Source organism: Ekhidna sp., assembly GCF_039940915.1.
Classification (GTDB): Bacteria; Bacteroidota; Bacteroidia; order Cytophagales; family Cyclobacteriaceae; genus Ekhidna.
Genome location: NZ_JBDVFO010000003.1, coordinates 154,947 through 174,951, shown reverse-complemented (window position 1 = coordinate 174,951; position 20,005 = coordinate 154,947). Strand labels below are relative to the sequence as shown.

Genomic DNA, 20,005 nt, shown 5'->3' with positions numbered 1-20,005 from the left:
AATTCCATAGGCTAAGGATGTGTTATGAGCGCGGAATGAATAGCTTCATACCTATTCCAGCACCTTATTCACCTGTCTTTTTAATTCAGGAACTAGCTCTTTTTCAAACCATTGGTTTTTCTTGATCCAAATATTATTTCTTGGGGAAGGATGGGGTAAGACAAAAAAATCAGGCAAGTATTCTGCATAGTTCTTCACTGTTTCAGTGAGCGTTTTCTTTCTTCTTTCTTTCAGATAATATGACTGAGCGTAGGTTCCGATCAAAATAACTAATTTAAGGTCGTTCATCTCATTGAATAACATGTTGTGCCATTGGGGGGCGCATTCGGGTGTTGGTGGTAAGTCTCCTGTTTTTCCTTTCCCTGGATAGCAAAATCCCATCGGGATCAGCGCAATTTTCTCTGGATTGTAAAACAAGGAATTGTCAATAGCCAACCAGTCTCGCAGGCGTTCCCCGCTCTTATCATCCCACGGAATACCTGATTTATGAACAATCGATCCTGGTGCTTGTCCAATAATCGCTATTCTGCTTTTTGGATGGGCTGCCAAGACGGGGTTAGCTCCCAGTTCCAGCTTATCAATACAGATCGTGCATTTTTTTATTTCACTTAAGAGCTCTTCCATGGGACTGACTTATGCGTGTAATTGATTTAGTAAGCAAAAAACAGAGGCAGATTGTAAAACCTGCCTCCCATATTACATTAATTATAGGTAGTACTTAGCTTATTCCAGTTTTCATCGGCTTTTTTCACCAATCTCTTATGATCTTTTTCAGCTAACCATAGCTGCTGCGCATCCAATTCCAGGTTGTTTAAGAAAAGAAAATATTTTCCTTCCTTCACAAGAAACTTGTTCGGATCCACTCTGAACTTAGCGCCGGCATATGTACCAAAAGCACAATACCCACCATACTGAGGCAAGTACTTTTCCGGGTTCTTTTCAAAAGCCTGCTTCTGTTCCTCAGAAGTAAAGTAATAGATCACTTTATCGTATTCAGACTTGTACTGTTGTGAACCCTTTTGTGCGAGTCCTAAATCCAAATAGGAAACGGCGCTATATCCTTGCAAAGCAATGTTGCTATTGTCAATGTTGTATTTCTGTTTGTCTTGACCATAAGTCATCGTGCTTAAGATGGTCACTAAAAATGCGAATGCTATTTTATTTATTTTTTTCATGATTTTTTGTTTTTAAAAGTCTTGATTTTGTTGTTCCGCAGGCTCTGATTTATGCAAACTCACCACAGTTAAAACTGCCGCTCCATTGATCCAATAGTAGTAGGCATCCAGCCCTTCAAATGAGAAAATGAAAGGGGCGAGTATAAACACAAGGGCTACAGCAAAATCTACTGCTAAGTGTAGCTTGTAAGAGATCACTCGAAAGACCCCAAGCTGGTGGTCTGTCAAGAGTGTCAGAATGAAAGCAGCCACTCCTGTAGCTACTGACAGGTAAAGAGCTGATGAGTTAGTTTCTCCCAATTTCAGAACGAATGGAAGTGCTACTAGTGCGATTGCTACTGGGTAATCCAGGTACGCATGTATTTGCTTAGTTACAAATCTCATAATCTATTGTTTTTAATATTTTGTTGTCTTTTTCAATTTGCGTCGAAGTATTGCTCCTGGATTACTTTGCCCTCACTCCAAATTCTACGAATGATTTCATGCCAGTAAATCTTGCTGCCGTCTTTCATGTTAAAATCAAAAGTGAATTCTGAAGCGGAAGCATCCCCATCAACCATGGTGCGATGGTGCTCAATGCCATTTACCTTCTCGATAGCTTCAAGAAATCCACTCATCTTCTCTATCATCTGAGATTTCCCAGTGGTTGTTACATTGGCATAGTCAGATGTTTGCGCATCTTCTGAAAAAAATTGATTTATAGCACCAACCATATCACCTTGTGATACCAGTTCGTCTATCTGTTGTACGTGTTCTCTTAGTTCCATTTTTGTTAATTTTTGTTTTCACAAAAGTGGAATGGGTGAGCTGAGTTGTACTTACAAAAAAGTCGTTTTTAATTGTACTTTTTGTCAGCGAAATCAGAGGGTGATTGAGCTGTGTAATGCTTGAAAAAAGATGAAAAATGACTTATCTCTTCAAAATGAAGGGCTTGGGAAACTTGCTTCACCGACTCGCCACTCATTAGCATTTGCTTGGCTGAATGAACTATCTCTTCTCTGATGAGCTGCCCCAAGGAAGTGCTTAGCCTGGATTTTACTTTTTTCGATAGTGTTTTCACTGACAGGTTCATCTTATCAGAATAAAAACCTATGGAATGATGCTCTTTGTGGTACATCTTTAAAAGCTCCAGGATATCCTCCACAAAGGAATCCCTGTGCTTGAAGTCTACGGTCTTTCTAAATTCTTTGGGATTAGTACCCACCGTCTGCGTAAACAGGCGATTGAAATAGGCCGGATCCTTGTAGCCAAGGTCATACGCCACTTCTTGTACGTTTTTATCTGTGAAGGCAAGTGCACGCTTCCCTTCTAACAACCGCTTTTCGAGCATCAATTTTTTCACGGATATCCCCACCTTATTTTTCATCAATTTCTGAGCAGACAATTCATTGGAATTGATCAATTCGGTGACTTGCTGCTGTGTGATATTGTGATGAAACTCCCGGTCAATCACTTCTTTTATGTCAAAAATAATGTGATACTCTTCTTTGCTAGCTTGAAAGGGATTTTGCCAAAACCACTGCTGAGATGAGACATCAATGATATTTCCAACCTCAGGTGACAATACAGTTGAGGATAGGTATTGCTGACATTCAGCACATTCTTCAAAATCGATGTATCCGAGCGAAATCAGGTGCTTAAAGAGAACGCGCACTTCTTTATTCTTAAAAAAAGCTTCGTCTTCAAATTCGATCTTTCTAACGCTGAAATTGTCTGAAAAAAATTTGATGTATTGCCCCGGCTCCAGGTAGATGATCTTGTCGCGCCAATCGTCGTAATTTTTAAAGTCTACCTGGATCAACCCTGCCCCATCCATGATGTGAAAGATGGTGTACTTATTTATGAAATAAACTTTGTTTATATCTGGAATAAACTTGGAAACCATACCTGACTGATTTATGGAACAACGTCAGCTCATGGTAAGTTCTTAAAACTTATTCAAAAAAATGCGTTTGCCAATGAGTATTTGGGCATTAAATGAGCTATTTCAGCAAATCAAAGGTGTTAAGCCAATTTTTTCGCCATTTACGCAACCTTTCCTCAAAATGGGCATCTATTAGAGCGTAGCTCTACCTCAATGGTGGTGCCGATCACCCAATTCAGGACTAAAAAAGGAAACCCAATGTTCAAAAACTACCTCAAAACCTCCCTTAGAAGCTTACTAAAAAACCCATTAAGCTCATTCATCAACTTGTTCGGACTAGCAGTAGCCATTGGTGTCTGCATGATTGTCTATTCATTTATGGAATTTGATTACACGATCGACGACTTCCATGAAAATAAACACGAGGTTTATTTAACAACTTTTCATGTGGATAGAGATGGTACCGAAAGACATTTAGGGTTATCTCCAACACCTCTCGGTGCAATGCTCAAAGAAGATTTCACACACATTAAGAAGGTTTGCCGAGTGGAAGATTTTGGCACGGTTGTAAAATATGAAGACAAAGTATTTAATGAAGGCGTTCGTTTCGTTGATCCCGAATTCCTGGAAATGTTCACCTTCCCCTTGAAATGGGGCCAGGCCAGTTCACTTACGGATATGAATAGCATCATCTTCAGCGAAAGGATGTCAATCAAGTACTTCGGAGATGAAAATCCTATAGGCAAGAGTGTTCTTTTGAAATTTGGGGATGTACGCAAAACTTTCACCATCTCAGGAGTCGCTGAGCCCTTCCCGCTAGCACATGCCATTGACTTCAACTTCCTTGTCAATTTTGAAAACCTAAACACCACCCATCCCGATTATGATTTGACCAACTGGCGTGGATTCGTCAATGCCACACTGATACAAGTAGAACAGCCTTCAGATTTGACCATCATCGAGAATGGTATGGAAAAATATCGCACCCTTCAGAACGCTGCGCGAGAGGACTGGGCCATCTCTAAGTTTGAGTTTGTAAAGCTTGCAGATTTGCACAATAAATCTGGAGATATCAGCAGTGACATTTCTTCTGGAGTGGAGGATGAAGCTCGTTTGATATTGCCAATCATCGGCATGTTTATGCTCCTGCTTGCATGCTTCAACTACATCAATATCGCCATCGTTTCCGCATCAAAGCGGTTGAAAGAAATTGGTGTACGGAAGGTGATAGGAGCCAATAGGCGCTTAGTTATCATCCAGTTCATTGCCGAAAACATCTTTGTGACACTCTTTGCTTTGTTTTTTGGGCTCCTCCTTGGTGCCTTTGTTTTTCTTCCTTGGTTCAATAACCTCTTTACCATTAACCTCGGTCTTCGACTCACCGATCCAAATCTTTGGATATTCCTTGGGTCTATTCTTCTTTTTACCGGAGTTGCATCGGGAATATATCCTGCCTTCTACATTGCCAGATTTGAGGTTGTTAGGATATTTAAGGGTTCTGTTCAGTTTGGAAAAAAGAATCCACTCACCAAAGTTTTCCTCGGATTTCAGCTGATTCTTGCGTGCATTACCATTACCTGTGGGGTGATTTTCTCTCAAAACACTACCTATCAAGCCAATCGCAGCTGGGGATACGATCCATTGAAGTCCATGTATGTGAGGGTACCGGATCAATCCGGGTATGATAAAATGAGTGCTGCCATGATGCAGAATCCGAATGTTCAACAGGTTTTGGGATCACGCAATCATCTGGGAGAAAGTAGTCTAACCAGAGTTATCGAAACGCCAGAACGTCAATATGAGGTTACGGAATTGTCAGTAGACGCCAACTATGCAGAATCAATGGGTTTAGAATTGCTGGGAGGCAGGTTTTTCAGAGATCGATTTGAAAGCGACAAGAAAGCTGTTGTAGCAAATGAATTGATGGTTAAAAGCTTGGAGTTAAAAGACCCGATAGGTTCATTCTTCAAAATAGACAGTGTTCAATATGAAATCATCGGTGTAGTAAAGGATTTTCACGTGTATAGCTTCTTCAATGAAATCAGACCAACAATGTTTCGGGTGGCAGAAAAAGAAGACTACCGCTATTTGTCTTTGAAAGTAATGGCTGGCACAGAAGAAGAAACGTATGCTGCGCTACAAGAAACATGGGCAGAGTTATTTCCCGAAACACCGTTCAATGGAGGGCATCAAGAAGATGTTTTTGGGAATTATTTTGAGCAAATTGGCAATCATGCCAAATTCATGAAGGCGGTGGCTTTCATTGCCGTAATGTTGGCAGCTCTTGGCTTGTATGGATTGGTTACCCTCAATGTTACAGGGAGAGTAAGAGAATTCAGCATTCGAAAGGTGCTAGGTGCACAGCTCAAAAACATTGCTGCTAATATCACCAAGCAATACGTTCTGCTCTTTGCTATTTCATTGAGTATTGGTGGTCCCATCAGCTATATACTCATGGGGGCACTGATGGATCAAGTGTATGAATACCACATACCAATGACCGTCTCAGGAGTTATGATTGCTATTGTGCTTCTGATATTTGTCCTACTTGCTACCGTTTCTACGCAGGTGAGGAAAGTGTCCAAGGCTAATCCAGTTGTTGGTTTGAAAGTGGAGTGATTAAAATAATCGGTAGGGTATTTGTAAATCAGGCTGTAATGGGTTTGTAATTGGCTGAGTTAATCTCCAGCACTGAGGAAGAAATTGGGAGATTAACAAGACAGCTTGTGTGAAGGCACATACCTCAGTTATCAAATTTTGATAGCTGAGGTATGTGCCTTTTTTAATTATTTGAAACGAAAATAAAAGAAATGAGTAACCAACGACTCTCTGTCCTATTGCTAATCTCCTTGCTATTTTTTGCTTGCAAAAAGAGCAATATCGTAACTCAATCCATTGCGCCTTTCTCCATTGTGGATGACACGACCATTGCCATAAATGACGTAATCAATGGCAATTCATTGCGAGCTTTCAATGAGGCCATTAGGCAAAATCCAAAAACTAAATTATTGGTTTTTAAAGAGGCTCCAGGCTCAGAAGACGATGAAGTAAATGTTCAGTTGGGGCGTAAACTCCATGAAGTTGCCTTGAATACCCATGTTGAAAACAATGGATTCATCGCCTCTGGAGCAGTTGATCTCTTCCTGGCAGGAATAAGCCGAACGCTAGGAGAAAACACACGAGTAGGTGTTCATTCTTGGTCTGACGGCAATAAGGAGGCTACCGATTTTCCCAGAAGTGCACCAGAACATCAACTCTTCATTCGATACTATACAGACATAGGATTGAGTCAGCAATTGGCAGAAGACTTCTACTTCTTTACGATTGATGCCGCTCCTGCTAGAGATGTGTACTTGATGACCCCAGAAGAAATTGAACAATACTTGATCGTTACTAAATAATCTTTAATTCCTAAATAAGATCTTATGAAAAGGAAAGACTTTATCAAAAATATCGGAATCAGTACGATAGGTTCCCTGACGCTGACAAGTTCGTTGGCAAGTTGCAAAAATGACAACCAAGTAGATGTGGATCCAACTGCATGTGCCACCTCACCAAGCGAGACGGCTGGCCCCTTTCCTATTAAAACACCCGCTGAATTTGTAAGGGAAAATATCGTTGGTGATAGAACTGGCATACCATTGATTATCAACCTTAAAGTTGAAAACGTCAATGATAATTGTGAGCCTCTGGTTGGTGCTTTTGTTGATATCTGGCACTGTGATTCAAAAGGGAATTATTCAGAATACAATGGACAACTAGATGGTGATTTTACCAGCAAACATTTTTTACGTGGAAGACAAAAAACCAATAGCTCAGGAATCGCCTCTTTCATAAGTATCTATCCGGGATGGTATCCAGGCAGAGCTCCTCATTTACATCTGGAGATATTAAACGCCAATGGTTCCTCCCTGCTCGTGACGCAAACTGCGTTTCCGGAAGATGTTTCAAAAGCTGTCTATGCTACACAAAATTACAAAGGAGATTTTGACACCCGTAACTCCCAAGACGGTGAGTTTCAAGATAGTCTGAATCGTAATCTGGCAGAAAACGTCAGTGGAAATATTACAGAAGGTTACGTGGTAAATGAAACAGTGAGAGTAGCTGGCTAGCTAATTCTTAATGATTATGAGATAGCATCTATATTGAAAACTCAACGAAAAAACTTGCTCCTTTTCCTAATTCACTTTCGCATCGCACAGCACCTCCCATTTTTTCTACCAGCTGCTTGACGATGGAAAGCCCCAAGCCGGTCGAGCTTTCGTTGCCAGTGGGTTTTGCGCTCAAGCGTTGAAAACGCTGGAATAACTTTGCTTTGTCAGCATCATTCAACCCAGGCCCTTCATCAGAGACTACCAGAGTAGCTTTGCCAGAATCAGCAGAAAGCTTCACTTCTACTTGCTTTCCTTCGGGCGAGAATTTGATCGCATTGGAAACAAGGTTCTCAATGATCTGTACCGCATATCTTTCATCTACGAGCGCCTGAATATCAGATGCAATGGATGCATTTATGCTGATTTGCTTTGCATCAGCTTGTTTGGAAAAGCTATCGCAGACGGCTGTCACAGCTTCAGAAAGGTTGTAAGACTCAATATTCATCGATTCCGCACTCTTCTCAATGGCTTCCACATTCAAAATATCTGTAATCATCTTTAGCATTCGAGATGAAGAAATTTTGATGAGACCCATGAGTTTTTTCTGATCTTCCTCTAGTTCTTTATTGTCCAATAAATCAACGGCCCCAATGATCCCAGAAAGTGGATTTTGTAGATCGTGCGCCACCACGCTTATCAAATTGTTTTTTTCCTCATTCAAAGCACTGAGTGATTCGTTTCTGCTTTGAATTTCATTGTTCAATACAGATAGTCTTTTATTCGAATCTGTTTTGAGACGATAATACCTTGACATCACCAAGATCACGACGATAAGAACAACAACAATGATCAATCCGGTTAGTTGAGTCGTCCGCTGTTCTTTTATCCTTTGATCAAGTAAAAGCCTTTCTTTTTCATTGGCAAATTGCACTGAGTCACGCTCTTTTTGAAATTCAAACTGAGCCTCAAGCAGCGTTATCCGCTTAGTAGTCTCCACGTTGGAAATGCTATCTGACATTTCCTGAAATAAGATTTGGGCTTCATATGCATCCTCGAAGTGCCCCAATTTTTTTTCCACCAGAGCCAAAAGTCTTGCACCCTCTCTTACACTCTCAATGAGTTTCACCTCAGTTGCCAGGCGAATACCTTCCAGTAAATAACTCTTTGCTTCTCCATACCTTTTCAGGTCCTTATATGATCTACCCAGGCTGATCAATGCACCTACCTTACCCCAATCTGAACTAATCTGATTGGATATTCTCAATGCTTTCTTTTTGTAAGCAATGGCGTCATCAAATCTGCCCTGATCATCCAAAAGCTTACCCACGTTCAAATTCCCATCTGCTACTCCTCTTTTATCACCTAAACTCTCTTTTATATCCAGTGCTTTTTGGTAGTATTCTAACGCTTTTTCATAATCCGCCAGCGCATGATAAACGATCCCCATGTTATTGATGATCTGAGCTACACCTCTGCGTTCTCCTATTTCTTCTCTCAAGCTCAATGATCGATTGTAATAATCAAGCGCTTTGGTGTAGTCTTCTTGCAAGTCATAAATAACACCCATGTTTTGAAAGGTATAGGCCAATCCACTTTTATCATCCAACTCTTGCTCAATCACCAAAGCGCGGAAATAGATGTCCATCGCTTTAGAATAATCCCCACGTAGACTATTGATAATTCCAATGTGATTCAAACTTGTAGCTATCCCTCCCTGGTTATTGATTTCAATTTCAATGTCCAGGGATTTATTTAAATAGTCAAGAGCCCTATCAAATTCACCTAGTAGTTTATAGGTAATTCCAATGCCTCTCAAGCAATCGGATATATCTATTTTGTCTCCAAGGGTGTTTCGAATTTCCAGCGACTTCAGGTGGTTCTCTATGCTTTCGTCATACTTGCCCTGATAATAGTTGAGCCAGGCATTTCCGTAATGTGCGTTGGCGATTCCCTTTTTGTAATTCAACTCAAGGGAGCCGCTTAGCAATTGCGTGAGATACTTTTTGGAAGCACTGTAATCTCCGCTCAATAATGCACTCCTTCCCTGAACATAAAAGGCATCCATTCTTCCTTCGCTATATCCTATACTTTCAGCAATCTTTAATGCTTTGGTAATATAGAAATTTGCTCCAGTGGAATCAGAGCCAACATGTTCAAAAGCGATTTTAATATACGCGTCGACCCGCTCCTGATCGGTAATATCCGATTCAGTTATTTGTAAAAGTGAATCAATTACTTGTCTGTTTTGACCATAAAATGGAAGGGAAAAAGAAAACGTAATGAATAAGTATAAAAACTTTTTCATGTAGTGGTATTCTCAGCTAATATACTGAAGCCAATCTTTTTAAGGCACACGCAAAGCTAAGCCCTTTCTCTTTAAAGACGTTGATAAATCCCACGGTCAGGTGATCTTCCGGTGACATCTTGGGCACCCAATTCCATTATCCTCTTTGTGCAAGTGAATGCCATCAACGTGATTGACCACAAAATCCTGAATGAATGCATGTCTTCCTTCGTGATTGTTCACATCTATCTGCTTTTCTCTTGCCTTATCAATGAATTTGTCATCGTAGGCCTGCTCACCCCAACAATTCGGACAAACGCCAGCTTCTTCAACAAGTTCTTTTTTAGAAAATAGTTTTGAAAATACGCTCATAGCACACAAGATAATATTTTTTAGATCAGGCTCAAATGACCCATGCTTCAGAAAAGCAATGGTTTCTAAGCAGGCGTATCTCACTGGGGAATTTGATCTTTTGCTGAAAATTCAGCTATGGCAATCAATCCTCTACCACTTCGCGTACTTCAATCTGTGGATGACGCGCGGGTACAGCAATGCGGAAAGCTATGAATGGAAAAAGAGGGTTAGGAAGCCAATATTTCCATCCCAGCATCGGAAATTTCTCTCCTTTTTCATTCCTGAAATGATACCAGAAGTAAATGAATTTATACGGGCAAATACCCGGAATTCCTGAGAACCTAAATCCGTTTGTCTGGAGGCTTTTCTTTGAAATGTAATAATTGCCCTCAAAGGGGAACATCGCCCAGCCTTTTACCCCTTCGGCTATCAACTCACCTGAAGGTTTATGAAAGATTTGAATAATTACCTGATTCATGGATTCATTGTTATCTGCTCTGAGCACTGAAGGTACTTAGCTGGTTTCCCGCTTCAGCGTTTGCACCGTTTCTCGTACAAAATGCGCTACCAATTCCTCCTGCTTACCAGCGACAAAGTCAGAATAGGTCAAAACTCCTCCTGACCAGCCGTGCTTATTCCAATGTCCTGCTGGGAGAGCATGTTTGGCTAGTGTTTCATACGCAACTGACGGCCATACATTTACATAAATGTATGGCTCTTCTACGCCTTCATCTCCCGGTGATAAACCAACACCAATGCTCTTCGTTACCTCTCCATTTTTATCCTTCTCAAGTGGAATGAGCGTAGCGATATCGAAATGATGAGGCCAACACCTGATGTCGAATGCATCCTTCCAATGGCTCACTTCTCGCTCCAAAATGAGATGCACATTCGAATACAATGCATTGAATACCTGAAGTGAAGAGTGGTCCACTTCCAATGGTTGATCCAAATCGAATGATGGTATTTCATAAGGTAAACTCAAATTGATTTTAGTCGAATCCAGACCGAGTTGTTCCAATGTTGTTGTAAGCCAGTTCAATCCCTCATTTACAGATTGGTTGGCTAATGCCAATGACTGCCATTCTTGGTCTTCCACAAAAACTTTCAACTTAAAATCACTAAAGGCAAGCCCGACCTTTATGCCCTTTCCATCATGCTCAATTGGCAGTGATTCCAGGCAGTCAGTAGCTGCATTCCAAGGCAAACTTGCTGTGGCATCTGTAGGATCATGCAAGAGAAGATTCCTTGGAACGGCTCCTACAAGCTGCACAGCTTGATGGAGGTTATTTCTTGTCTCTAACAGTGCCTTTGGACTAAGATCTGTGATTTCATTCCACTCACCCATTTTCGTGTTGTTTTCAGATTTATCTGAAGGTTTTCCATCATGGCTAAAACCTCCTATTTTCATCATCTCTAAGATAGAGTGAATAATTCTATCGAGATTGAGAGGAAAGATCACGATTCTCGGTACTAAATCAAACGTTTTTCGAAGGGACTGTACTTCACCTGACAGTTGAGGGGAATACAATCTTACGTATCTTAACCAGCAGAATATTCTTCTTAAGTGATAGATGATAACCAATGCATACGATCCATCGCTCTTGGTGATCCAGAAGCACTAAAGGAGCTGTACCAACACTTTGGAGATCGGGTTTACAATACCATTCTTAGCTATCTCAAGAATGAGGAAGATGCCCAAGAGGTACTGCAGGATGTTTTTGTTACAGTCCATCATACCGCTGGGAAATTTCAATTCAACTCTTCGGTAAGCACGTGGATTTATCGAATAGCAGTGAATAAATCTTTGGATTTTATCCGAAGCAAGCATGCAAAAAAGCGGCAAGGCATTTTTACCTCCATTTATAAAAAAGATTCTGGGGAGATTCTTTATGACTCGCCAAATTTTGAGCATCCCGGCGTGGTACTTGAAAAGAAAGAACATGCCAAATTTTTATTCAAAGCGATTGATGCTTTATCTGAAAACCAACGGACGGCATTCATCTTAACTCAAGTGGAAGGGATATCACAAAACGAGGTTGCCGAAATAATGGATCTAACAAGAAAGTCTGTAGAATCGTTGATTCAACGAGCAAAGGCTAACTTAAGAATAGAATTAAAGAAGTATTACCCAGAGCGAGGGAAATAATCATGAAATACGTCTATAACTATAAGAAACGAAAAGATGAGTGAAGAAAAATGGATAGATGATGTACTCAACAGTCTTGAAGGTGCTGATCATGCAAGAGCACCACAAGACGCGTTTGAAGGTATCCAGCAACAAATAAATGATCAGGAAAGGTCGCAAAAGAAGAACTATCAATGGATAGGTGTGGCTGCTGTAATCCTGATGGTATTGTGCGCTAACGCATTGCTTTTAACTGACTATTTCGTTTCAGAAGAAGTGGCTGAATATGAGCAAGAGTATCCAGAAATGATTTCCAACTATACGCTTTATGAAGATGAGTGGTAAAATTTTTAAAATCGGATTTTTCGTTCTTCTGATTATCAACATTGCTTTGGTATCCTTGCTAGTAGCAAAGCGTCCTGGTGGCCCAGGGAAAGGAGACATGAGAGATAGGTTGAGCAATCAGCTTGGACTGGATGAGTCGCAAAAAGCGACCTTCATGGATATGGCTCAAGCTCATAGAAACAAAATTCGTGAAATAGAAAAACGCGAAGGTGAGCTGATTAAATCTTACTTCGATCATATCCTCAATCCAGAAAGTATCCGCTCGAAAGATGTCATTCTAGAAGAAATTCAGGCACTTAAAAAAGCAAAACTGTTGGCTACTTATCAGCATTTTGAGGCATTGAAAGGTATTTGCACTGAAGAACAGCAAGTAAAATTTGAAGCCTTCATGAATAAAGTGATTCCAATGATCTCAGGTGGTCGAAGACACCGAATGAAAAAATCTCGATAATCTTTATTTGAAATTCCTGATCTGATAGGTGAACGTGAGCATGAAGTATCGTTGCAGCACTCTGGTCTGACTTTCCTGAACGTACTGTGGAGTCACCGTCTGGCTGAAGCTTTGATTGTTGCCTAGCAAGTCAAAAACTGAAAGCTCTAATTCTCCGCTGTTGTTCTTCAAAAACTTTTTAGCTACTCCCATATTCCACAGAGTATAGCTTGTATCAAAGGAGTCGTTTACTCCATTGTACTTCTGAAAATACGTTTCATTTCTAAACACCAGACCTTTCCAAAAGATCAGATTCAACTTGGTACCAACGGTCTGTGTATAATATTGATTGTTGCTTTCGGATTGAATGGAATTATTCACCCGACTACCATTGATCTGATAGTATATGTTATAATCTACATTTTCACTGATGTTGCTCACCAACCCAAACTTCACATCCATGGAGTACGTATTAGAAATGTTCACAACATCATTTGTGATACCCGGAAGTCGTTGATAGGTAAGTCCCAAAGAAACATTCAGGTTGTTTTTGATGGAAGGAATTAACATTCCATACGAAGAATTATTCCGAACAGACCAAAACCCATCCAGGTTTACCGGAGAGTTAACCTGAGCACCTTCTACCAATGTTACTCCCCCTGTTGCAACAGAATCCGCCAGGATGACAGAGGTTCCGGTCGTGATGTAATTGTTGCTAGCTTGAACTCGTGTAAAGTTTGAAAAGGTGATGTTTTTGTCCAGGTTGTTTTTCTGCAGACGGGTAATCAATGAATGTGTGTATGTCTGACCGAGGTTTGGATTACCTACAGAAAGGAACAGTGGATCACTATTATTGAGTACGTTTTGCAGCTGACTCACAGACGGCTCGGTGGTCGATGACGTATATCTAAAGAACACACTCCCAGTACCTACTTCAAAGCGTCCGGAAATGGAAGGAAGGAAGTTGCCAAAGCTTCGATCAAAGTTACCGACTTCAGGTTGCAGCTGACTATTGTTGAGTCTCGCATCCTGATACGCGAGTGATACATCAAAGCGATTTCCAAACTGATTTTTAGCATATCGTATGGAAGGCACATGCCTGGTGTAGCCACTCTCAAACGTGTTGGATAGTGCATCATTCAATGTACTGGTGCCTGCACCCTCATTCAGCACAAAAGTCTCCTTTTCGGAATCTCTCCCTGTATGACTCACCTGGTAGCGCAGGGCAATCTGTCCCGACACACCCACTGGCTCCGTGTAAGTTGCTGCTGATCCAATGGTGAGTTGAGTTTCATCTGTTTTATACTCTATCAATGAATCAAGGGTAAGGTCTTCATAAAAGCTCTCCCGCATTGTTGGATTTACCCGTGTGTTAAGGTCAAAAGAGATGGTCCTTCCTACTTTTTCGAATTTGTGCTGGAAGATCAAATTGTTGTTGAAATTGAATGCCTGGTTCTTGCTCAGGAAAGTGTTGAATGTCCCATTCAATACCTCATTTGACCTGGTGGTTTGACCTAAGGTCACCTCCTCATACTGATTGTCTTGAAAACTAAATGAGGAGCGGATAAGCAGGTTGTTTTTGTCGTTGATCTTATAGTTCATTCGCAAATTCAACCGGTGATTATAATTCTCTGTATCTGTCTTTTGATCTTCTGTGTACAATTGAGTCTGATCCGAAAGGAAAGATTCCCGTGTCAACAGTTGATCGTTCGTATTATTGGATTGATTGAAGAAATAGCTTCCTTCAAAAGTCATTTTCTTACTCCAATCATCGGTAAAGTTGACACCTACGGAGTTGGTTGTTGTAATGCCATCCTGCGTTCCCGTGATGAAGTTTTGATTCCCACCTCCTCTGAAACCTCCACGGCCTCCTCCACCAACCCCTACTAAATCTTCGCTACCAAAATTTTGTTGATTGATGTTATTGCTCATTCCCAGAATAGTGAGCCTTTTTTCTTTGTTAAAGGCATTTAAAGTCAATCCTGCTTTATACAATTCATTCTCTCCAGCCCCAGCATACACCTTTCCAAACTGACCGTTTCGCTTGTCTTCTTTCGTCACCACATTCATCGTCTTGGTCGTATTGCCATCATTAAAGCCCGTAAACTGTGACTGATCACTTTCTTCATCGTAGACCTGCACTTTATCTACAACTTCTGCTGGAATGGTATTGAGAGAAAGCAATGGATCCTGCCCAAAGAACCTTTTCCCATCCAGAAGTACCTGCTCTATGCTTTCTCCATTGGCGGTGACTCCATCACTATCAACCACTATGCCTGGCATTTTGCTCACCAGATCACTTGCTGAAGCGTCCGGATTGGTTTTGAATGCTGCCGCATTGTATTGGGTAGTATCTCCCATCTGTTGCACGGCAATAACTTCGGTCTCCACAGTAACTTGATCCAGCAGGGTTAGATCCGGCTTAATGGAAATGGTCTGCAGATTGGTTTCAGGTAGGGTAATCCTTAGCAATTTCATGTACGGCTCATACCCAACACTTGAAATTCTAAGCTTATAGAAAGCCCTTTCTAAATCATCAATAACGAATCTCCCCTCCCCATCAGCTACTGCAAAACGTGAACGTGTGGAGTCCTTAATATTGACCATAACTATGGTAGCACCGACTAACGGTGATTTGTCAGATTGGTCAATCAACGCTCCGCTCGCACGAAGCTTGGACTCCTGTCCGTTTGAGAAAAAACCCGCTAGAACCAATATCAATCCTAGCAGACGGTTATTTACCTGCTTCATTCCCCATCGCCATTGGGGTTGGCTCCTTGTCTTCTACCTCGCCTTGGAGCACTGACTTCTTGGTATAAGGCAAATTGATCTTCATTGAGCACATCCTTCACCAAATCATCTTTTTCTTTTCTCAAGGCTTGCATCTTTTCTCTCATACCTTCCCTATTCCCACTATTTCTTATTTCCTCAAATTTTTCTTTCAGCGTCACTTCAAACTCATCATAGATACCATCCAAAAGGAGTTTTTGATCCTCGCTTAAGTCCGTGATTTTAGCATAGACCGCCTGCTTTTCTCGCTTAATCATTTCATCTGGTCCGCCACCTCTTCTGCCTCCTCCAGGGGGTTGACTCACGGCTATCAATGCGACGAATACCAAAGCAGTACTCAAGGTCATTTTTAATAAATTTTTCATAGCATTTTTATTTTGATTACTCTTTAGACTCGGTTTTTTGCCTGATCCCTCGGTTTCACAGAATTTTATTTAGGCAATCGGTGAAGTCATCGATTTTGAAGGGAAATGCGACCTCTTTGCTGGAAATAAATATTTTCTTTCATTGCATAAAATCTTCCCATTTACTCTCTACTTTACCTAATTAAACGGATAGCAAAGTGACAGAAAGACATACGTATGATCATGGTGTAATCGGCAATTGCGCCTTCACCGCACACATCCATCAAAATTCGAATATCGACTGGATGTGCTGGCCAAGGTTTGATAGTAGCTTCATTTTCGGAAATCTTCTGGATGATGAAAAAGGGGGTGAATATTCTATTTTGCCGGCAGATGGAATAAAGCATTCTAATCAATATTATATCGAGAATACCAACATCCTGTGCACAGAAATTACCAGTGCATCTGGCACTTATAAAATCACTGATTTTGCTCCTCGGTTTTATCAACAAGATCGATACTTCAAACCTTTGATGCTGATCAGGAAAGTAGAACGGATTTCGGGAACACCACAGCTGTCTGTAACATGCCAGCCAAAAGGTGACTATGGACAAGTCGTTCCCGAACCAAGTCTGGGCAGCAATCACATTCGATTTCTAGGGTTGGATGCCTCCGTGCGTCTCACGACAAACATCTCCTTAACCAATGTGCTCAATACCAAGAGTTTTGTTTTGAACGAGACCAAGTACATGGTGTTGACCTGGGGTCCTCCACTGGAAGCAGCCCTTGAGGAGACATGTGAATTATTTCTTTCCAAGACGACCAAGTACTGGCAGAGCTGGATAAAGTCCGCAAACATCTCTAACTTTTACCAGCGTGAGGCGATTAGGTCTGCTCTGATTTTAAAAATTCACCAGTATGAAGACACTGGCGCCATTGTAGCAGCTACTACGACCAGCCTTCCTGAAAGTCCCGGAAGTACCCGAAATTGGGACTACCGCTTCTGCTGGATGAGAGACACCTATTACACACTGAATGCCTTCAACAACATTGGTCACTTTGAAGAGTCTGAAAAGTACTTTCACTACATCCTTAACACAACGATCGAAGAGTCCAAGAGGTATCAACCACTTTATGGCATTGATGGAACGAAGGCGCTCATTGAAAAGGAGTTAGACCTTAAAGGCTATCAGAATAATCAACCGGTACGTATTGGAAATGACGCTTATACACACATTCAAAACGATGTGTATGGTCAAGTACTTGTCTCTTTGCTTCCATTATTCAATGATCAACGCATCATTTTCAATGAAAGATTTGATGCTCCTGATTTGATTTTCAAGACACTGAAAATGATTGAGCAAACCTTCGATGAGCAGGACGCAGGTTTGTGGGAGTTTAGGAACCTTGCACAACATCATTGCTATACCTATCTGTTTCATTGGGCCGGAAGTGGAGCAGCAATCAAGATTGCAAAAACATTGAAGGATGATAAGATAGGAGAATTAGCAACCTCTCTGCATGAGAAATCCAGAAAGGTGATTGAACAATGCTATGTCAGCGCTAAAAAAGGATATGCCCAAGCGAGAGGGGTGGATCGAATGGATGCAAGTAATCTCCAGCTGATCCTGATGAATTACTTACCTGGAAATACGGAAAGAGCTAAAGACCACCTGAAAGCCATGGAAAGAGAACTGCATGCTGGCGATGGGTTATTTTATCGCTATAAACATGAAGACGATTTCGGGACACCAGAGACTACCTTTCTCATTTGTGCCTTCTGGTACGTTGAAGCTTTGGCATGTGTAGGAAGGGTGGATGAGGCCGTGCGCCACTTTGAGAAAATTGTGAGCTACAGCAATCATGTAGGACTCTTAAGCGAGGACATCAAAGCTTCCGATGGCAGTATGTGGGGCAATTTCCCCCAAGCTTACAGCCATGTGGGTTTGCTCAATGCGAGTAGTAGGATCTCCAGAAAGCTTGACCTTCCGGATTTTTATTGATTGGTAAGAGCTGCTAAAACTTTTCGTACATCACGGTAGCTCTCTACTCTGTACTTGCCTGCGGAGGAAGAAGCCCCAACTTTAATGGTATATGCCTCCGTGGGCATAGCTTTGAACGTATCTTCATCTGTCCAATCATCGCCAGCTGCAAAGAAGAAATCGTAGGCTTGTTTTTTTAGCCACGAAGACGCTGCAGTCCCTTTATTGACACTGGAATTTTTAATCTCAATGACCATATCTCCTTCTTGTACCTGCAAATCCCGCTCCGCAGATATGTACTTCAGATGGCTCGTGAGCTCCCTTGATCTTAGATCTCCCAATCCCGTCTCCACTTTGCGGTAGTGCCAAACCAGTGAATAGTCTTTCTTTTCAATGAATGAACCCGGAGTTCTATCTACATATACTTCCAGCACTTTGTAAAATTCATTTTGCCAGCTATTGTCAAGCTCAACAAACTGTTTCCAGTCTTTTCCATGTTGCTTGTGCCAAACTCCATGCTCAGCAATGAAGTCTATTTTGAATTTGGAAAGCCACTCGTCCAAGGTATCTTTTCCCCTACCGCTGATTACCACCACATGGTTAGCCGGATCTTTGGTCAGCTTTTCAAGTAGTAGTTCTAATTCTGCGTCAGGTTTGGAGTCATTTGGATTGGCATGAAATCCTACCAATGTACCATCATAATCGAGTAGAAGAATTCGCTTCTTTGTTTGGACATACGTGCTGACAAGTTCCTTTCGTATATCGTTTGTAAATGGCTTGGTTTGCAAATTTTCCTGCTCCTGTTTCACTGAATGTAGCTGCTGCATAAACAAGCTTACCCATGAATGAATGTTGTAACGCTTGATGGAATCCTGCATGATTTCCATTCTTGCCTGCTGATCAGCAATTGACATGGTAAGCGCCTCTTTCAGCGCATCCACCAATTGTTTACTGTCATTGGGATTAATGAGAATGGCATCAGAGAGCTCTTTGGAAGAGCCCGCCATTTCGCTCAGAATCAGCACCCCTTTTTTGTCAAGCTTGCTTGCAATAAACTCCTTACATACGAGATTCATGCCATCCCTCATTGGTGTGACAAGTGCGACGCTTGCCATGCGATAAAATGCACTAAGTGCATTGAGCGGGAAGCTTCGATAGAAGTAATGGATGGGATTCCAATTGATGCGTCCAAACTTCCCGTTAATGCGTCCCACCAATAATTCTATTTCTGCCTTCAAGCTTGCATACATAGGTACCGTGTCTCGTGATGGCACAACGACCATCAAAAGTGACACGCGCCCTTGAAATGATTTATTCTCTGCTAAAAATTGTTCAAAGGCCTTGAGTCTCTCAGGTATTCCTTTTGAATAATCCAAACGATCAATGGATAGTATGACTTTCACATCGCCCAAAGAGGTGCGATACCGAACCTCCCGATCAAGGGTATCTGGTGAAGAAGCCGCGCTTGCATACTTATCGTAATCAATCCCCATGGGCAAAGCATCTGCTTTTACCAATCGGTTTCCAACATTCATCTGTCCGTTGGTATTGCCAATTCCTGCGAGTCTGTTTACTGATGACAGAAAATGCCTCATATCATCATAGGTGTGAAACCCAATAAAGTCCGCACCTAGCATTCCATTTAATAATTCTCGCCTCCATGGAAGCAGTCGGAATGACTCATAGGATGGGAATGGAATATGCAGGAAAAATCCAATGCTACTGTTAGGGTGAGTTTCTCGAATGAGCTCCGGCAACAACAAGAGTTGGTAGTCATGAATCCAAATGGTGTCCCCATCTTCCATGATCCCCTCCAGTTCCTTGGCAAATTTCTTGTTCACCTTTTTATAGGCAGTCCAAAAATCTTCATTATAGACCGAATGCTGGTTGAAGTAGTGAAAATTTGGCCACAGCGTTTCATTACTGAATCCCTCGTAGTATTCTTCAATTTCATTCTTGGTGAGAAACACGGGGCGCATGTTTTCTTCTGCCAGTCTTGATGTAATTTCTTCTTTTGCTTCTGCTTTATTTACCGCCAAGCCTGGCCAGCCCAGCCACACATTATTTCCTTCCTTATAGATTGATCCCAGCCCGGTTGCTAAACCTCCTTCACTTGTTTTGTATTCAAAAATTCCTGAAGATGTTTTTTCAATTTTGACTGGAAGTCGATTGGATACAATAATGATTTTTGACATTCTAACACGTTTATTGTTTC

19 protein-coding genes are annotated in these 20,005 nt (G+C 41.4%); 7 read left to right on the top strand and 12 right to left on the bottom strand.

The annotated features are described in order from the left end of the window. Positions 1–51: 51 nt before the first annotated feature. The 5 genes from ABJF57_RS15655 to ABJF57_RS15635 all read right to left on the bottom strand — a co-directional run bounded on the left by ABJF57_RS15655 (position 52) and on the right by ABJF57_RS15635 (position 3,060). Entirely contained in the window at positions 52–624 is a 573-nt protein-coding gene (locus ABJF57_RS15655) for a uracil-DNA glycosylase family protein (protein WP_462232268.1), read from the bottom strand. A 77-nt stretch (positions 625–701) separates the two neighbouring features. After that, a complete protein-coding gene (locus ABJF57_RS15650) occupies positions 702–1,175 on the bottom strand; it encodes a YHS domain-containing (seleno)protein (RefSeq protein WP_462232267.1) in 474 nt (157 codons plus the stop codon). Positions 1,176–1,187: 12 nt separating this feature from the next. Next, positions 1,188–1,559, bottom strand: a complete 372-nt coding sequence (locus ABJF57_RS15645; protein ID WP_462232266.1) for a hypothetical protein — start codon at positions 1,557–1,559, stop codon at positions 1,188–1,190. Positions 1,560–1,591: 32 nt separating this feature from the next. After that, positions 1,592–1,942, bottom strand: coding sequence for a SnoaL-like domain-containing protein (locus tag ABJF57_RS15640; RefSeq protein WP_462232265.1), 351 nt, complete (start codon positions 1,940–1,942; stop codon positions 1,592–1,594). Between the two features lie 68 nt (positions 1,943–2,010). Next, positions 2,011–3,060 (bottom strand): helix-turn-helix transcriptional regulator, encoded by a 1,050-nt coding sequence (locus tag ABJF57_RS15635; protein ID WP_462232264.1) that lies wholly within the window; start codon positions 3,058–3,060, stop codon positions 2,011–2,013. A gap of 237 nt (positions 3,061–3,297) precedes the next feature. Between ABJF57_RS15635 and ABJF57_RS15630 the strand changes: the two genes are divergently transcribed. The 3 genes from ABJF57_RS15630 (at position 3,298) to ABJF57_RS15620 (ending at position 7,151) form a co-directional block, all read left to right on the top strand. Then, complete coding sequence (locus tag ABJF57_RS15630; RefSeq protein ID WP_462232263.1) at positions 3,298–5,658, top strand: ABC transporter permease; 2,361 nt, start codon at positions 3,298–3,300, stop codon at positions 5,656–5,658. A gap of 191 nt (positions 5,659–5,849) precedes the next feature. Then, positions 5,850–6,440 (top strand): hypothetical protein, encoded by a 591-nt coding sequence (locus ABJF57_RS15625; RefSeq protein WP_462232262.1) that lies wholly within the window; start codon positions 5,850–5,852, stop codon positions 6,438–6,440. Between the two features lie 24 nt (positions 6,441–6,464). Then, positions 6,465–7,151: a dioxygenase family protein gene (locus tag ABJF57_RS15620; RefSeq protein ID WP_462232261.1), complete on the top strand. Its 687-nt coding sequence runs from the start codon at positions 6,465–6,467 to the stop codon at positions 7,149–7,151. A 28-nt stretch (positions 7,152–7,179) separates the two neighbouring features. On the opposite strand, the gene ABJF57_RS15615 is transcribed toward ABJF57_RS15620, so the two are convergent. The 4 genes from ABJF57_RS15615 to ABJF57_RS15600 form a co-directional block, all read right to left on the bottom strand. Continuing rightward, complete coding sequence (locus ABJF57_RS15615) at positions 7,180–9,438, bottom strand: ATP-binding protein (RefSeq protein WP_462232260.1); 2,259 nt, start codon at positions 9,436–9,438, stop codon at positions 7,180–7,182. Between the two features lie 96 nt (positions 9,439–9,534). Beyond that, positions 9,535–9,789 (bottom strand): hypothetical protein, encoded by a 255-nt coding sequence (locus ABJF57_RS15610; RefSeq protein ID WP_462232259.1) that lies wholly within the window; start codon positions 9,787–9,789, stop codon positions 9,535–9,537. A 124-nt stretch (positions 9,790–9,913) separates the two neighbouring features. Further along, positions 9,914–10,249 carry a hypothetical protein gene (locus ABJF57_RS15605; protein WP_462232258.1) on the bottom strand — a complete coding sequence of 112 codons (336 nt, stop codon included), beginning with the start codon at positions 10,247–10,249 and terminating at the stop codon, positions 9,914–9,916. 36 nt (positions 10,250–10,285) lie between these two features. Further along, positions 10,286–11,185 carry a DUF5996 family protein gene (locus ABJF57_RS15600; RefSeq protein WP_462232257.1) on the bottom strand — a complete coding sequence of 300 codons (900 nt, stop codon included), beginning with the start codon at positions 11,183–11,185 and terminating at the stop codon, positions 10,286–10,288. 153 nt (positions 11,186–11,338) lie between these two features. Here ABJF57_RS15600 and ABJF57_RS15595 point away from each other — a divergent pair, with 153 nt between their 5' ends. Genes ABJF57_RS15595 through ABJF57_RS15585 form a run of 3 tightly spaced genes read left to right on the top strand, consistent with a single transcriptional unit; the run spans position 11,339 to position 12,695 of the window. Then, positions 11,339–11,920: an RNA polymerase sigma factor gene (locus tag ABJF57_RS15595; RefSeq protein WP_462232256.1), complete on the top strand. Its 582-nt coding sequence runs from the start codon at positions 11,339–11,341 to the stop codon at positions 11,918–11,920. Between the two features lie 36 nt (positions 11,921–11,956). Then, positions 11,957–12,244 (top strand): hypothetical protein, encoded by a 288-nt coding sequence (locus ABJF57_RS15590; RefSeq protein ID WP_462232255.1) that lies wholly within the window; start codon positions 11,957–11,959, stop codon positions 12,242–12,244. Continuing rightward, on the top strand, positions 12,234–12,695 hold the full coding sequence (locus tag ABJF57_RS15585) for a Spy/CpxP family protein refolding chaperone (RefSeq protein ID WP_462232254.1): 462 nt from the start codon (positions 12,234–12,236) through the stop codon (positions 12,693–12,695). Before ABJF57_RS15590 ends, ABJF57_RS15585 begins: the two co-directional genes overlap by 11 nt. Before the next feature lie 3 nt (positions 12,696–12,698). On the opposite strand, the gene ABJF57_RS15580 is transcribed toward ABJF57_RS15585, so the two are convergent. After that, positions 12,699–15,425, bottom strand: coding sequence for an outer membrane beta-barrel protein (locus tag ABJF57_RS15580; RefSeq protein WP_462232253.1), 2,727 nt, complete (start codon positions 15,423–15,425; stop codon positions 12,699–12,701). Further along, positions 15,422–15,829 carry a hypothetical protein gene (locus ABJF57_RS15575; protein ID WP_462232252.1) on the bottom strand — a complete coding sequence of 136 codons (408 nt, stop codon included), beginning with the start codon at positions 15,827–15,829 and terminating at the stop codon, positions 15,422–15,424. Before ABJF57_RS15575 ends, ABJF57_RS15580 begins: the two co-directional genes overlap by 4 nt. Positions 15,830–16,026: 197 nt before the next feature. Between ABJF57_RS15575 and ABJF57_RS15570 the strand changes: the two genes are divergently transcribed. Further along, positions 16,027–17,811, top strand: coding sequence for a glycoside hydrolase family 15 protein (locus ABJF57_RS15570; RefSeq protein ID WP_462232251.1), 1,785 nt, complete (start codon positions 16,027–16,029; stop codon positions 17,809–17,811). Here the strand turns inward: ABJF57_RS15570 and ABJF57_RS15565 are convergent. After that, on the bottom strand, positions 17,805–19,985 hold the full coding sequence (locus tag ABJF57_RS15565; RefSeq protein ID WP_462232250.1) for a bifunctional alpha,alpha-trehalose-phosphate synthase (UDP-forming)/trehalose-phosphatase: 2,181 nt from the start codon (positions 19,983–19,985) through the stop codon (positions 17,805–17,807). The two genes, ABJF57_RS15570 and ABJF57_RS15565, sit on opposite strands and share 7 nt — an antisense overlap. Positions 19,986–20,005: the final 20 nt, after the last annotated feature.

Coding starts and splice junctions, on each gene's coding strand:
- ABJF57_RS15655 (WP_462232268.1), bottom strand. CDS start 624: ATGGAAGAGCTCTTAAGTGAAATAAAAAAATGCACGATCTGTATTGAT.
- ABJF57_RS15650 (WP_462232267.1), bottom strand. CDS start 1,175: ATGAAAAAAATAAATAAAATAGCATTCGCATTTTTAGTGACCATCTTA.
- ABJF57_RS15645 (WP_462232266.1), bottom strand. CDS start 1,559: ATGAGATTTGTAACTAAGCAAATACATGCGTACCTGGATTACCCAGTA.
- ABJF57_RS15640 (WP_462232265.1), bottom strand. CDS start 1,942: ATGGAACTAAGAGAACACGTACAACAGATAGACGAACTGGTATCACAA.
- ABJF57_RS15635 (WP_462232264.1), bottom strand. CDS start 3,060: ATGGTTTCCAAGTTTATTCCAGATATAAACAAAGTTTATTTCATAAAT.
- ABJF57_RS15630 (WP_462232263.1), top strand. CDS start 3,298: ATGTTCAAAAACTACCTCAAAACCTCCCTTAGAAGCTTACTAAAAAAC.
- ABJF57_RS15625 (WP_462232262.1), top strand. CDS start 5,850: ATGAGTAACCAACGACTCTCTGTCCTATTGCTAATCTCCTTGCTATTT.
- ABJF57_RS15620 (WP_462232261.1), top strand. CDS start 6,465: ATGAAAAGGAAAGACTTTATCAAAAATATCGGAATCAGTACGATAGGT.
- ABJF57_RS15615 (WP_462232260.1), bottom strand. CDS start 9,438: ATGAAAAAGTTTTTATACTTATTCATTACGTTTTCTTTTTCCCTTCCA.
- ABJF57_RS15610 (WP_462232259.1), bottom strand. CDS start 9,789: ATGAGCGTATTTTCAAAACTATTTTCTAAAAAAGAACTTGTTGAAGAA.
- ABJF57_RS15605 (WP_462232258.1), bottom strand. CDS start 10,249: ATGAATCAGGTAATTATTCAAATCTTTCATAAACCTTCAGGTGAGTTG.
- ABJF57_RS15600 (WP_462232257.1), bottom strand. CDS start 11,185: ATGATGAAAATAGGAGGTTTTAGCCATGATGGAAAACCTTCAGATAAA.
- ABJF57_RS15590 (WP_462232255.1), top strand. CDS start 11,957: ATGAGTGAAGAAAAATGGATAGATGATGTACTCAACAGTCTTGAAGGT.
- ABJF57_RS15585 (WP_462232254.1), top strand. CDS start 12,234: ATGAGTGGTAAAATTTTTAAAATCGGATTTTTCGTTCTTCTGATTATC.
- ABJF57_RS15580 (WP_462232253.1), bottom strand. CDS start 15,425: ATGAAGCAGGTAAATAACCGTCTGCTAGGATTGATATTGGTTCTAGCG.
- ABJF57_RS15575 (WP_462232252.1), bottom strand. CDS start 15,829: ATGAAAAATTTATTAAAAATGACCTTGAGTACTGCTTTGGTATTCGTC.
- ABJF57_RS15565 (WP_462232250.1), bottom strand. CDS start 19,985: ATGTCAAAAATCATTATTGTATCCAATCGACTTCCAGTCAAAATTGAA.